General features: G+C 62.0%; 12 protein-coding genes. 4 read left to right on the top strand and 8 right to left on the bottom strand.

Features of this window, described 5'->3' with window-relative positions; genetic code table 11:
* Positions 1 to 82 precede the first annotated feature (82 nt).
* From ACM64M_RS03835 to ACM64M_RS03825, 3 genes are all read left to right on the top strand, one after another.
* Entirely contained in the window at positions 83 to 598 is a 516-nt protein-coding gene (locus tag ACM64M_RS03835; protein ID WP_416227304.1) for a hypothetical protein, read from the top strand.
* Positions 595 to 2493, top strand: a complete 1899-nt coding sequence (locus ACM64M_RS03830; protein WP_416227303.1) for an acetyl/propionyl/methylcrotonyl-CoA carboxylase subunit alpha — start codon at positions 595 to 597, stop codon at positions 2491 to 2493. The genes ACM64M_RS03835 and ACM64M_RS03830 overlap by 4 nt, the downstream gene beginning before the upstream one ends.
* 103 nt (positions 2494 to 2596) lie before the next feature.
* Positions 2597 to 4150 (top strand): acyl-CoA carboxylase subunit beta, encoded by a 1554-nt coding sequence (locus ACM64M_RS03825; RefSeq protein WP_416227302.1) that lies wholly within the window; start codon positions 2597 to 2599, stop codon positions 4148 to 4150.
* Positions 4151 to 4166: 16 nt separating this feature from the next.
* Here ACM64M_RS03825 and ACM64M_RS03820 read toward each other — a convergent pair whose 3' ends face one another.
* Positions 4167 to 5447, bottom strand: a complete 1281-nt coding sequence (locus ACM64M_RS03820) for a multidrug effflux MFS transporter (RefSeq protein WP_416227301.1) — start codon at positions 5445 to 5447, stop codon at positions 4167 to 4169.
* Between the two features lie 116 nt (positions 5448 to 5563).
* Here ACM64M_RS03820 and dinB point away from each other — a divergent pair, with 116 nt between their 5' ends.
* Complete coding sequence (dinB, locus tag ACM64M_RS03815; RefSeq protein ID WP_416227300.1) at positions 5564 to 6676, top strand: DNA polymerase IV; 1113 nt, start codon at positions 5564 to 5566, stop codon at positions 6674 to 6676.
* 9 nt (positions 6677 to 6685) lie between these two features.
* Here dinB and ACM64M_RS03810 read toward each other — a convergent pair whose 3' ends face one another.
* From ACM64M_RS03810 to ACM64M_RS03780, 7 genes are all read right to left on the bottom strand, one after another.
* Complete coding sequence (locus tag ACM64M_RS03810) at positions 6686 to 7186, bottom strand: NUDIX domain-containing protein (RefSeq protein WP_416227299.1); 501 nt, start codon at positions 7184 to 7186, stop codon at positions 6686 to 6688.
* Positions 7174 to 7788 carry a 6-phosphogluconolactonase gene (locus ACM64M_RS03805; RefSeq protein WP_416227298.1) on the bottom strand — a complete coding sequence of 205 codons (615 nt, stop codon included), beginning with the start codon at positions 7786 to 7788 and terminating at the stop codon, positions 7174 to 7176. The genes ACM64M_RS03810 and ACM64M_RS03805 overlap by 13 nt, the downstream gene beginning before the upstream one ends.
* A gap of 88 nt (positions 7789 to 7876) precedes the next feature.
* Entirely contained in the window at positions 7877 to 8338 is a 462-nt protein-coding gene (locus ACM64M_RS03800) for a Dps family protein (RefSeq protein ID WP_416227297.1), read from the bottom strand.
* 131 nt (positions 8339 to 8469) lie between these two features.
* Positions 8470 to 9033, bottom strand: coding sequence for a hypothetical protein (locus ACM64M_RS03795; protein ID WP_416227296.1), 564 nt, complete (start codon positions 9031 to 9033; stop codon positions 8470 to 8472).
* A gap of 55 nt (positions 9034 to 9088) precedes the next feature.
* A complete protein-coding gene (locus ACM64M_RS03790) occupies positions 9089 to 10141 on the bottom strand; it encodes a phytase (protein ID WP_416227295.1) in 1053 nt (350 codons plus the stop codon).
* Entirely contained in the window at positions 10141 to 12504 is a 2364-nt protein-coding gene (locus ACM64M_RS03785) for a TonB-dependent receptor plug domain-containing protein (RefSeq protein ID WP_416227294.1), read from the bottom strand. Before ACM64M_RS03785 ends, ACM64M_RS03790 begins: the two co-directional genes overlap by 1 nt.
* A gap of 186 nt (positions 12505 to 12690) precedes the next feature.
* Positions 12691 to 13098 carry a hypothetical protein gene (locus tag ACM64M_RS03780; protein WP_416227293.1) on the bottom strand — a complete coding sequence of 136 codons (408 nt, stop codon included), beginning with the start codon at positions 13096 to 13098 and terminating at the stop codon, positions 12691 to 12693.
* Positions 13099 to 13207: the final 109 nt, after the last annotated feature.

Below are 13207 nucleotides of genomic sequence, written 5' to 3'. Positions count from 1 at the left end.
AATCCAGAGCCGCATCGCGCAACGCTCTGGATTGCATCGACTACGTCTCGCAATGACCAAATTTTTGGGCTAGCGCAGCCCAATGAGAGGACTCTTGAAATCCGTCGCCGCGCTGCTTGGCCTTGTCGCCGCACCGCTGGCTGCCACCACACCTGAAGCAAAGCCCTCGCGCGAACAGGCCGAGGTCATGCTGGCCGCTGACGCCTTCTTCGCTGCCCTGCGCAGCGAGGACCGCACCGCGCTCGCAGCGGTGATGCTGTCCGAAGGCGTGATCTTCATCCACAGCCGGATGAACCCCGACCTGCCGCGTGTCGATGCCGTGCCGGTCGCCGATCACCTGGCACGCTGGGGCACGCGCTCCGGCGATTTCGACGAGCTCATGTCCTACGATCATGTGTTGGTGGACGGCGACATGGCGCAGGTCTGGGGGCCTTACCGCTTCCTGGCAAACGGCGCGACGTCGCATTGCGGGGTCAATTCGCTGTCGCTGGTGCGCACCGAGAGCGGCTGGAAAGTCGCCAACACCAGCTTCACCATGGAGCCACCGACGCGCTGCGCCGCTCTGGGCGCGCCTGAGGCACCCGAGTTCGCGCTATGATCACCAAACTCCTGATCGCCAATCGCGGCGAAATTGCCTGCCGGATCATCCGCACCGCGCGCGCGATGGGCGTCGCCACGGTCGCAGTCTATTCTGATGCCGATGCCAAGGCGCTGCACGTGCGCCAAGCCGACGAGAGCGTGCATATCGGCCCCTCACCCGCGGCGGAAAGCTATCTGGTGGGCGCGAAGATCATCGCCGCCGCGAAGCAGACCGGGGCGGATGCAATCCATCCGGGCTACGGATTCCTTTCCGAGAACGCCGACTTCGCGCAGGCCGTGCTGGACGCCGGGCTGATCTGGGTCGGCCCCAAGCCTGCCAGCATCCGCGCGATGGGTCTGAAGGACGCGGCCAAGCAGCTGATGCGCGCGGCGGGCGTGCCGGTGACGCCGGGCTATGACGGGTCGGACCAGTCGGTCGAACGGCTGACCAAGGAGGCCGAAGCCATCGGCTACCCCGTCCTCATCAAGGCGGTCGCGGGCGGAGGCGGCAAGGGGATGCGCAAGGTCGATGCCCCGGCTGATTTCGCCGCCGCGCTCGAATCCTGCCGCCGCGAGGCCAAGGCCAGCTTCGGCAATGACGAGGTGCTGCTTGAAAAGTGGATCACCTCGCCCCGCCATATCGAGGTGCAGGTGTTCGGCGATGCCCACGGCAACGTCGTCCACCTGTTCGAGCGCGACTGCTCGCTCCAGCGCCGCCACCAGAAGGTGATCGAGGAAGCCCCCGCCCCCGGCATGGACGCGGCCACCCGCGAGACGATCTGCGCCGCCGCCGTGCGCGCCGCCAAGGCGGTCGATTACGAGGGCGCGGGCACGATCGAATTCATCGCCGATGCCTCAGAGGGCCTGCGCGCGGATCGCATCTTCTTCATGGAGATGAACACCCGGCTTCAGGTCGAGCACCCCGTCACCGAAGAGATCACCGGGGTCGATCTGGTCGAATGGCAATTGCGGGTTGCAAGCGGCGAACTGCTGCCCAAGCGGCAGGAGGAACTGTCGATCTACGGCCACGCGATCGAGGCGCGGCTCTATGCGGAAGACCCGGCGAAGGGGTTTCTGCCGAGCACGGGGCGGTTGGAGCACCTGAATATATCGCCGCATTTTGCTCGCGTTGAAACCGGCGTCGATCGAGGAGCCGAGGTCAGCTCTTACTACGACCCAATGATCGCGAAACTCATCTGTCATGCTGAAGACCGTGACGCTGCGATCGCCGCACTACGACAATCAACGGGTCATGTGCAGGTCTGGCCGGTCAAGCAGAACGCCTGGTTCCTGTTCCGCCTGCTCGATCTGCCCGCATTCAAGAGCGGTACGATGACCACCGGTTCCATTGCGGAGAACATCGATACGCTGACAGGCCCGCCATCGCCGCCCAAGCTGTCCTTGGCGCTCTACGCGGAAGACCTGCTCTACGCTGACGCTTGGGGGAACAATTACGCCCGCCAATCGGGGATCGGTGGCTTTCGTCTAAACGCCGAACACAAACAGTCTGTGCGATTGCTGGTTGACGGCGTGGAGGTCGAAGTCGACCCGGCATTCGATGGCGACGACCCGGCATTCGACCTCACCATTCAAGGCAACTCCGGCAAACTCTATTTCTGCGACGGCGCAACGTTCCACATCCAACCCTATCGCCATGACGGCACCGGCCAAGCCTCAGCCGCAGACGGCGCGATCATTGCGCCCATGCCGGGCAAGGTCATCGCGGTCGATGTCGCCGAAGGCCAGGCGGTCACCGCCGGGCAGCGGCTCTTGGTGCTCGAGGCGATGAAGATGGAACACGCCCTCACCGCGCCCTTCGACGGGGTGGTCGAGGGGCTGAGCGTCAGCGCGGGCGCGCAGGTGCAGGTTGAGGCGGTGTTGGTGACGGTGGTGCCTGCCTCGACAGAAGAATAATCCGTAACCCCAGCGAAAGCTGGGGCCTAGGGCGGCAAGCACTGCACCATGAGGCCCTAGGTCCCAGCTTTCGCTGGGATGACGGTTTGCCTATGGGGTGAGAATGAGCTGGCAAAAGGAACTCGAAGAACTGCGGCAACGCGAGGCGCTTGCCGAGCAGATGGGCGGCGCGGACAAGGTTGCGCGGCAACACTCACGCGGCAAGATGGATGCCCGCGCGCGGCTGGCGGCGCTGTGTGACGAAGGCTCCTTCCGCGAGATCGGCAAGATCGCAGGCAGCGCCAAGTATGACGCCAATGGCGACCTCCAAGGCGTCACCCCCGCCCCCTTCCTCTTCGGCAAGGCACTGATCAACGGCCGCCCCGTCGTCGCCACAGCGGACGATTTCACCATCAGAGGCGGCGCGGCAGACGCTGGCATCGCGCGCAAGATGGTGCAGGCCGAGATGATGGCGCACGAGCTGAAGCTGCCCATCATCCGCATGATCGACGGGACGGGCGGCGGCGGCAGCGTCAAGACACTCGAACAGATCGGCGCAACCTATATTCCTGCCGTGCCCGGCTGGGGCGATGTAGTGACGAACCTCGACACCGTGCCGGTGGTGGCGCTCGCTCTGGGGCCGACGGCGGGCCTCGGTGCGGCGCGGACGGTCGCCAGCCATTACTCGATCATGGTCAAGGGCCTCAGCCAGATCTTCGCCGCGGGCCCCGCCGTGGTAGATGGGCTGGGCGAAGCTTACAAGGGCGGCGCGGCCAATCACGAGGAGGCCAAGGAAGTGCTCGGCGGATCGGCGATCCACACCCGCAACGGGGTGGTGGATGACGAGGTCGCCAGCGAGGCCGAAGCCTTCGCCCGCGCGCGGCATTTCCTCAGCTTCATGCCCGAATATGTCGGCCAGCACGCCCGCCGCGCCGCCTGCGATGACCCAGCGGACCGGCGCGAAGAGGCGCTGCTCAGTCTCGTTCCGCGCGATCCCAAGCAGGTCTATTCGATGCGCCGCTGCCTCGACATGCTGTTCGATCACGGCACCGTGTTCGAGATCGGCAGGCACTGGGGCCGCGCCGCGATCACCGCCTTCGCCCGGCTCGACGGCTGGCCGGTCTGCGTGGTGGCGAGCGATCCAAGCTACCTCGGCGGATCGTGGGAGGCCAAAACCAGCGAGAAGGTCGAACGTTTCGTCAGACTCGCCGACCAGTTCCGCCTGCCCATCGTGCATCTGGTGGACAATCCCGGCTTCATGATCGGGCGCGAGGCGGAGATGGCGGGGACGATCCGCTACGGCGTCAATGCCATGAACGCGATTTACCGCGCCACCGTGCCGCTCGCCAGCGTGGTCCTCAGGCGCGCCTATGGCATCGCAGGCAGCGCGATGAGCAATGCCGAGAGGTATCAATACCGCTATTGCTGGCCGTCTGGCGACTGGGGCAGCCTCCCGATCGCGGGCGGGCTGGAGGTTGCTTACAAGGCCGAACTGGAAGCCGCCGATGATCCGCAGGCGCTGCTGGAGGACATCCGCGAACGGCTGGCCAAGGTCACCTCGCCGTTCCGCAGCGCCGAACGTTTTAATGTCGAGGACATCATCGACCCGCGCGACACACGCCCGCTGCTCTGCGAATTTGCGGGGCTGGCGTGGCGAAGGTTGGAAAGCGAGCGCTAGGCCGGCCTCCAACCCCTCAAATATTGCGCATCTTCGTCGGCCCCAGCGCGGCATCGGGCGGACCGAACAATTTGCCCTTTTCGCTGAACAGCACCAGCGCAAGGCACGCCAGCCCGCTCGCCAGCAAAGCCAGCGCCAGCGGCTGCGCCGTTCCATCAAACGAATATCCGATCAGCCCGCCCAGCAACGCCGCCGTGGTCATCCTGACAAAGCCGTGTGCCGAACTGGCCGCGCCCGCAATCGCAAAAAACGGGTTCATTGCAATCGCGCCAAAATTGCTCCCGATAAAGCCGAGCAGCATCATGTTGATCGCCATCAGCGGGACGAATTGCCACAGCGTCTCATCGGGCTGATATGCGAAATAGACTTGCAACGAAGCCACGCCGATGAACACGAACAGCGCGGTGTGGCTGACCCGGCGCGCACCAAACCGTTCGACGATCCGCGAATTGGACCAACTGGCAAACGCCATTGAACCAGCGCAGATGGCAAACACAAAGGGGAAGATATCGCCCGCGCCAAATGTCTCGGTGATCAATTGCTGCGCGGAATTGATAAAGCCAAACAGCGCCCCGAACACCAGCGAGCTGCCAATGATATAACCGGCCACGCTGCGCAGGCTAAGCGCGCGGGCCATGTTGCGCGCAATCACGCCGGGCAGGATCGCCTGGCGGTTTTCATCCGTCAGGCTTTCGGGCAGACGGAAATACACCCAGCATCCCACCAGAATGCCCTGCACCGCCATCGCCACGAATATTGCGCGCCAATCGGCGACCAGCAGGATCAGCTCGCCAATGCTGGGCGCGATGGCCGGAACCATCAGGAATATGACAAAGATCAGGCTCATCATGCGCGCCATCTTGTCGCCGCCCACCCGGTCGCGGATGATTGCTGGTGGCAGCGCGACTATGCCTGCGCCAAAGAACCCCTGCGCGGCGCGCACCGCGATCAATTGATCGAATGTGGTGACCATCGCGCTGGCGAGCGAGAGCGCAATATAGACCGCAATCGAACCCAGCAGAACTGGCCTTCGCCCGAAACGATCGGCCAATGCGCCCGGCACCAGCGCGCCGATTCCGGCGGTGAGCAGATAGACCCCGATCACAAATTGCCGGTCGTTGCCCTCCACCGTCAGCGCCAACGCGAGTTCATCAAGCGCAGGCAGGATGGCGTCAATGCCGAACGCCTGCAGCGCCATCAGCATCGCCATCATCCAGATCAGCTCGGTTTCGTGCAGCGGCTTGTGCGCGGGCTTGGGACTGGTAGCGGGCGCAGAAAGAGAGGTTTCAGCAGACATCGCAGGCTCTTTGACGCCTGCTCCGCCCGATGAAAACTCTTCATTTCGCATGTGCACAAAAAACATCGCGGCCCGGATAGTTCCGCGCGGGCGCAAATGAGGCTAGATTACTCACCATGAGCGAGGATCTGCGCGATGATGGTGAGGCGGCGGGGCTGCGCAAGATCATCCATGTTGATATGGATGCCTTCTTTGCCAGCGTCGAACAGCGCGACGAACCGGATTTGCGAGGCAAGCCGGTGGCGGTGGGCGGCGCTGGCGGGCGCGGGGTGGTTGCTGCGGCGAGCTATGAGGCGCGGCGATTTGGCGTGCGCAGCGCCATGCCCTCCGTCACCGCAAAACGGCTGTGCCCCGATCTCATTTTCGTGCGCCCGCATTTTGACGCTTATAAAGAAGCGAGCCGCCAGATCCGCCGGGTTTTTGAACATCACACCCCGCTGGTCGAACCATTGAGCCTGGACGAGGCCTATCTTGACGTGACCGAGGACCGACTGGGTATCGGCAGCGCCACCAGGATTGCCACGCTGATCCGGCAGGAGATCAAGGCCAAGACCCAGCTGACCGCGAGTGCCGGGGTCTCCTACAACAAATTTCTCGCCAAGCTGGCGAGCGACCAGAACAAGCCCGATGGGCTATGCGTCATTCGTCCGGGCGAAGGGGCGCAATTTGTTGCGGGCCTGCCGATCCGACGGTTCCACGGGGTCGGGCCCAAAGCGGAGGAGAAGATGAAGCGGCTGGGGATCGCCACTGGTGCAGACCTCGCGGCCAAGGACATCGCTTTTTTGCGTGCGCATTTCGGATCGTCCGCCGATTATTTCTTTCGCGCCGCGCGCGGGATCGACCTGCGCCCGGTCAGCGCGCATCGGCTGCGAAAATCGGTGGGCGGAGAACGCACTTTCAGCGAGGATATTTCCAGCGGAGCGGCGCTGCGCGACACGCTGGAGACTATCATCGACATTGTGTGGGACCGGATAGAGGGCGCCGATGCGCGCGGGCGAACGGTGACGCTGAAGGTCAAATTCACCGATTTCCAGCTGATGACCCGCGCCAAGTCCTTGATCCATCCGGTCGCGGACAAAGCGGATTTCGCGCGGATAAGCCGTGAATTGCTCGACGAAGCGCTGCCCTTGCCCTCACCGATCCGGCTGATGGGCCTGACGCTGAGCAATCTCGAAGGCGCAGAGGAACGCAACGCGCCGCCGGATACCGCGCAATTGTCGCTGCTTTAGGTTCAGGGCTTATCCGGCTGTCCCGCGCGCTTTCCATGCGGCGATCCGCCGCCGCGTGACCTCGCCCAATGGTTCGGGCAGCGAATGCGAGGGGAAGAACCGTGCCTCCACCACTTCGCGCTGATCCGGATTGGGTTGAGCATTGATCGTCGCTGCAAACAGATAAGCGGTGTGCGGCGAACCCGACAGCACTTCCTCCAGCGTGGCGAAGGCTTCAACCGCGCCCAGCCGGATGCCCAGTTCCTCTTGCACCTCGCGCCGCACGCAGGCCTCGGGCGCTTCGCCGGGCGCAAGGCCGCCGCCGGGCAGCCCCCACACCTCGGGACCATAGGAATGGCGCAGCAACAAAACCTCGCCATTGAGGTTCATCAGCACCGCGCTCACCCCGGCAATTGGTGCGCCCCGCCAGATGCGCCAGCGGTGCCGGATGCGATGCGCAAGCGGCATCAAGGCGCGCTGCATAGGCGCAGGCAAAATGCGCTCTATAAGATTGGCGATCAGGTGAAGCATGTAACCGGAATTCCGCGCGCCCCTGCTGCGCGTAGCAAACGCGCGACGGGCAGATCATGCTCGCCCGCCATAGCCGCCTCGAACACGCCGCGCTTGTCACCCGCGCCCCCTAGCGTGAACAGAATTGCATCGCTCGCCAGCAAGGCTGGCAAGGTCAGCGTGATGCGGTCAAACGGCGCGTGTGAGGGCAACGGATCAGGGGTGAGGCGACGCAACATCTGCGGATCGTCCACTTGCGGATCGGTATTGGGAAACAGCGAGGCGGTGTGTCCGTCCGGCCCCATGCCTAGCCAAGTCAGCGCAAAACGGGGCGGGACCAGCCCCTCTTCCAGCCCTACAATAGCCGCGCCTTGCGGTTCCAGCAGGGCGCGGATCTTGCCGGTATTCGACGCTTCGTGGTCTTCGGGCACAATGCGGTCGTCATTGGGCCAGACTTCGATTCCGTTCCAACCTACCTCGCCCGTTTCGATCAGCGCTTTGATGATCGGGAATGGGGTGGACCCACCCGGAATGGTGATGGCAGCGGGCGCGGCAAGGCAGCCCGACAACCATGCGGCGATGGCAGCAGCATCGCCGCCTTCAATGATCGTTACATTCTGCATTGCCCACGCATAGCAAAAGGGCCGCTCCCGCAAAGCGGAAACGGCCCTCTCCTTCGAACGCGAATTCTCGCGTATCGTTTGTCTTATCCTAGCCAAGCAGCGAGTTGAGGAACCACACGCGCTCTTCGGCCATGTCGGTCCAATCGTCGATGAGTCCGTCGGTGGCGTTGTCGCCGGCGGCCTCGGCAAAATCCTTCATCTTCTTGAGCCGGGCGACCATGTTGGCGTTGTCATCGCGCAGTTCGCGGATCATGTCTTCTGCTGAAAGTGCGGCATTATCCTGATCTTTGACCTGGCTGTGCTGCGCAATCATGCCCAGCGAGGTGATCGTATCACCGCCCAGTTTCCGCGCGCGTTCACCGATGGCATCGATCTGGTCGCGGATGGCAATCGCCTGTTCGTCAAACAGCAGATGCAAATCGCGGAAACGCGGACCTTTTACGTGCCAGTGAAAATTCTTTGTCTTCACAAAAAGCGCAAAGTGATCTGCCAGCAAGCCGTTGATTTCGGCTACCATCTGGGTGGTCGAGTTAGCGTTGGGGTCAAGCATGATTATCCTCCTTTTCTATCTGTCGGGCACCATTGTCGGGGAATAGGCACCGCTAATATCTCCACTCTATCAATGATTGAGGAGGTCGTTTGATCCGAAAAATACCAATTCGCAGTGATCGGTTCAGTGGTTCACAAAAACATGAAACGAGCATTCAATCCGATCACTATCGCCGCAACTATCAAACCCCCGCCCATCACACTGCGGATCGCGCGCAGCGGGAATTGCGAGAGGCGCGAAAGTCCCAGCGACCAGCCGAGCGCCGCCGCCGCGATCCCGCCGATGGCCCCGCCGATCAGCGCGGTAGCGGGATAGGTCGCCTGCGCGGCAAAGGCGAAAATCACGAAGCGCGCTGCATCGCCGACTTGCCGCGCCAGCACCACGATCCCGATGGCGATCAGCGACCGGGTCGGCTCCGCCATCGCTTTCAATTTTACGGGCCAGATCAGTTCAAACGCTGCAATCATCAGCGCAAACGCGACCAGCATGGCGGCGGCGCGCGGCGGCAGGATGGCGGCGAGGCTGGACCCGGCATAGGCCATGATCGCCGCGCTCAGCAGCGCGCAGAACGCTCCCGTCACCAACAGCGGCAGACCGCGTTCGAGACTTTCGGAAAACTGCGCGACGATCAATTGCTCGCGCCCGCCAAAGGCAATGGCGAAGGTCATCACCAGGCAGAGCAGAAAGGAATCCATAGCACGCGCGCTGTATCACGCGGCCTGCAATCCGCCATCCCCCGCCGGAATGGACCTAACGCGAAGCGCCGCTTTCCAGCGCGGCAAGCACTTCATCCCAGCGCGCATATTTGAAATTCTGCGCATTGGGCGGATTGATCCCGTCCTGCGCGACGAACAGCCCGCCGGGGAAACCCGGGCCGAAATCGCGGATATCGAGTTCGATACCGTCGGTTTCCTCAGTGCTGCCATAGGTGCCCGCCGCGATGCGGAAACGGCCCACCGGGGTCACATCCGGCAGCCGCAGCACGGCGTAGGCATTGTCGCCCTGCGACGAGGCGACCAGATAGCCGCCGTCAGCGCCTTCTGGGGCCAGCGCCAGCCCTTCGACATCAGCAATCAGCAATTTATTGTCGACCCGCGCGACCATCCGCTTTTCACCATTTGCGATGTCGATCGCCCAGATGCCCGCCAGTTCCTCGCCAATGTAGAGCGTGTTGGTGCGCGGATCGGCAACGCAGCCCTCCGGCTGGCTCGGCACGGTGGCAAGCGTTTCTGTGACGCCTCCGAAGCTATTTCCGCCCGCTGCGATAGTCGTGCGGTAGATTACGCCGTTCTTGGGCGCGCTGAACACGGTGAATTCATTGCCCGACACTTTGCCTGAAAGCGGGCGATCGATGCAGATGCCGTAACCCTCACCCGGACCGACCGCGATGCTGCCAGCCGCGCTCAGCGTGCCGGTCGCGGTGTCGAGCAGTGCCAGCATGATCTGCGCCGTGGCCAGATTGCTGCGGTCGCTCGCCGCGACCACCACCCGGCCATCGCCCAGTTCGATCAGATCGACATTGTTGAGCCCCGATGCGGCGAAAAAGCTCTTTTCGCGGCCCATGAGATCATAGACATACAGCCCGCCCTTCTTGTCGGTGCCGACAATCAGGCTTTTCGCGGGATCTGCTGCATTGCGCCAGATAGCCGGATCGTCCGCTGCATCTTCATTGGCGGTCCCCACTGGCGGAGTTTGCACCCGCGCGGTCACCGTGACGGCAGGATCGCCCATCACCGGAATCGACGCACAGGCTGCCGCGATTGTCAGCGTGATCAGAGCAAAGCCGTGAAAGGGACGCAACATCAGAACGCATACCTCGCAACGAGCTGAAACACCGGACCGGCGCGCTCGCTTTCGATTTCGAACTCGTCAAAGTCGCGGGCCAACTGGTCGGCAACATTGTCGAATTTGTTGAACACTTCGTCCTTTGTGCTGTCCAGCAGGTTCGAGCCTACCGCGCGGATAGTGAAGCGGTCACCGATGCGTTTCTCGACAAAGATTTCAAGGTCCGCGCCGTAACTGGTGGTGACTTCTTCGGCGATCACTCGGCCAAATGCGGTGCCCTGTTTGCGATAGGTTGCCCCGAACGCCGCTCCGAATTCGGGCAAGTTCTGGATCGCGCCGAAGTTGTAGACATATTCGGACTGGTCGTTGAACCGCCGTTCACCGGCGAAATCGGTGATGTTGCTGTCGAGCAGCGCCAGATTGCCGAACACGCCAGTGTCGCGCAGGCCGATAAAGGCAAGGCTGAACGAGGCGTCGAACTCGATTCCGTAAACCTCGCCGCTACCCACATTCTGCGGCTGAAATACGAATGTGCCGGGCCCTTCCGATCCTTCGACCGCCATTCCCGTAAGCGGGTCGATAACCGTGGTCAGCTCGACCAGATTGGTGATGTCGCGGTAAAACACATTGACCCCGATCACGCCGGTTCGGCCAATTTTGTGCTCATAGCCCAGATCACCGCCCCATGCGGTTTCCGGGACAAGGCCTGGATTGCCGAGGAAATCGCTGTCTTCCAGTTCCTCTTCGAGCAGAACCGGCGACAGGAAATCGAGCCTTGGACGGCGCAGGGTCCGTGCCACCGAGGCGGTAAGGCGGCCTCGGCCCAGCTCATATTTGAACGAGGCCGACGGCAAGAACTCGTCATAATCCACGCTGGTAAAGGCAAGCGCAGCGGGGACGGTCGCATCTTCGATATCGACCGATGTGTTTTCCCAGCGAATGCCGATCTCTGCGGTCAGATCGCCGCGTTCAATGTCGAACAATGCGAACAGGTCGGTGCGGTCTTCGGAGATGGTGTTGACCCCGCCGGGGATGTCTTCGAACGGGTCGAACTGGCCGGCGACATCGAATGGATTGTCGCTGAACTGATCCCAGCTTTGCAGCGCCGGATCGAGGTCGATCTCTTGTTCCGCCACGGTTAGATCGCTGTCGCGTTCCTTGAACTGCAGAAACCCACCGATCACAAATTCGATGCCATCAGCGATCTCAAACTCGTGATCGATTTGAAACGACAATTCATCATCGACCACATCGACCAGTGAATTTTCGCCTTCGAGCACCGGCTCGGCGTCTTCGAAATCAATCTCAAATTCGGTGCCGTTTTCATTGCCGTCAAACCGGGCAAAGGTCGCGCGAAAGGTGGTTTCTCCGAGCGACCATTCCTGTTCGAGCCGCGCCGAAATCGACCATGTATCCTGATCGATGTCAGTAAATTCAGCATTGTCTGTAAGCAGATTGCCGCCGAGGAACACCGAGCCGCTGATAGCGGTCAGATCGTCATATTCAAACGAGCGTTCGCTTTCAGTCCGATCCGTGTGCACGAAATTGCCGAGGATTTCGAATTCCGTCGTCTCGCTCTCAATCCCCCAGCTGGCGTTGAAGGCGTAATCAGTGCCGTCGCGCGTATCGGTCTGGTCTTCGCGGTTGTCGAAATCGTCAGCGAAGAAATTCGGGTTGTTTTCGGGCGAATCTCCGAACCTCAGGCTCGATTTGATCTTGGGGTTGTAGCGCCCCTGAATATTGGCCCCGATCAGCACCCGTCCGCCAGCCAGCGCGCCGCCATAATAGAAACCACCCGAAGGCTTGAATTCGCCATCATCGAAAAGCAATCCGCCGCCGCGCACATATCCGCCGTCCAGCGAAAACCCATCGCGCAAAACGATGTTGAGCGATCCTGCAACCGCATCGCCAGTCCGGCGGGCGGAGGAGGAGCGGACGATTTCGACTTGCTGGATCAGTTCGGCCGGGATGCGGTCGAGGAAGAACGAGCGGTCCGCATTGCCGCCGGGCACGCGTTCGCCATTGATCAGGATCTGGGTGTAGCCGGGGTCCAGCCCGCGCAGCCGCGCGCCGTCGCTTTCAATCACGTCTGAAAGGAATGTCACCGAAGGCACCCGTTTCAACGCGTCGCCTGCGGTCAGGGGTTCGAACCGCTGGAAATATTCCTCGTCATAGATCAGGATCGGTTCGGCATCGGGGCTGCGATTGCGGAACCCGATGTCGCCCTGGACCACGATTTCGCGGGCGGTCTGGATTTCATCCTCGCCTTCCTCTGTTTGCGCGCCATCGGTGCCCTGAACCTGCTGAGCTGAAAGCGAAGGAGCAGCAATTCCAGCCGCCAATGCGAGCGCGGCGCTACCCGTGAAAAGACCAATACGCATGACCTGAAACCCCCGATAGTCCCGCGGCGCGGGATGCTGTTTCGAGGATCGCGGCTAGCGCGCGCAGATGACCGCAAGGCGACCGAACGGTGACACGGTCGTTACGGGCCGGGAATATGTATTACAGTTTGGTCATGGTGCCGCCGCAGCGACAGATTACCGAGGGGCGTTGACCCGAAAGTTGCTTTAGATCGCCGTCATTGAAACGCTGAGCCGCAGCACACCTTTCAGCCCATCGGCGCGCAGCGCAATCGGAACCCGCTTCAAAATCGGGCCGGTGCGATTGATCAGTTCGGTGCGCCCCAACGCGCTGAGTTGCAGACTGCGCGAATCGTAATCGATCATGACCAGTTCGGTTGGATCGAGTGCCCGCGTTGTCGCCGCGATCTGATAGCTGCGGCGCGAATTGCACGCCTCCCACGCAAATCCCTGCGCGCTTGGCTGCCCTTCGGCAATCACGAGGTCGGAGGCATCCAGCCTGCAACTTTCGGGAATCGACGCAGTCACCGTCACACGTTCGGTTTCGGCCTGTGCGGTCTGATGAAAGGCGGTGCAGGCAAGACCTGCAAAAATCACCCTGAAATAGCGCGGCATATTGGGCTCCGTGGCTGACTACGGACGCTTATCGCCGGATTTGCTTACCAAATGCTTCAGACCGGCGGCAAAAACGTGCCGCTCGGCAAATTAATGCATGTAACAGTGA

Source organism: Qipengyuania sp. ASV99, assembly GCF_047872805.1.
In the GTDB taxonomy this organism is placed as follows: Bacteria; Pseudomonadota; Alphaproteobacteria; order Sphingomonadales; family Sphingomonadaceae; genus Erythrobacter.
The sequence above is the reverse complement of the archived record's forward strand: the minus strand, read 5'-3'. Positions and strand labels throughout refer to the sequence as shown.

Coding starts and splice junctions, on each gene's coding strand:
- dinB (WP_416227300.1), top strand. CDS start 5,564: ATGAGCGAGGATCTGCGCGATGATGGTGAGGCGGCGGGGCTGCGCAAG.
- ACM64M_RS03835 (WP_416227304.1), top strand. CDS start 83: ATGAGAGGACTCTTGAAATCCGTCGCCGCGCTGCTTGGCCTTGTCGCC.
- ACM64M_RS03800 (WP_416227297.1), bottom strand. CDS start 8,338: ATGCTTGACCCCAACGCTAACTCGACCACCCAGATGGTAGCCGAAATC.
- ACM64M_RS03790 (WP_416227295.1), bottom strand. CDS start 10,141: ATGTTGCGTCCCTTTCACGGCTTTGCTCTGATCACGCTGACAATCGCG.
- ACM64M_RS03825 (WP_416227302.1), top strand. CDS start 2,597: ATGAGCTGGCAAAAGGAACTCGAAGAACTGCGGCAACGCGAGGCGCTT.
- ACM64M_RS03820 (WP_416227301.1), bottom strand. CDS start 5,447: ATGTCTGCTGAAACCTCTCTTTCTGCGCCCGCTACCAGTCCCAAGCCC.
- ACM64M_RS03830 (WP_416227303.1), top strand. CDS start 595: ATGATCACCAAACTCCTGATCGCCAATCGCGGCGAAATTGCCTGCCGG.
- ACM64M_RS03795 (WP_416227296.1), bottom strand. CDS start 9,033: ATGGATTCCTTTCTGCTCTGCCTGGTGATGACCTTCGCCATTGCCTTT.
- ACM64M_RS03810 (WP_416227299.1), bottom strand. CDS start 7,186: ATGCTTCACCTGATCGCCAATCTTATAGAGCGCATTTTGCCTGCGCCT.
- ACM64M_RS03805 (WP_416227298.1), bottom strand. CDS start 7,788: ATGCAGAATGTAACGATCATTGAAGGCGGCGATGCTGCTGCCATCGCC.
- ACM64M_RS03785 (WP_416227294.1), bottom strand. CDS start 12,504: ATGCGTATTGGTCTTTTCACGGGTAGCGCCGCGCTCGCATTGGCGGCT.
- ACM64M_RS03780 (WP_416227293.1), bottom strand. CDS start 13,098: ATGCCGCGCTATTTCAGGGTGATTTTTGCAGGTCTTGCCTGCACCGCC.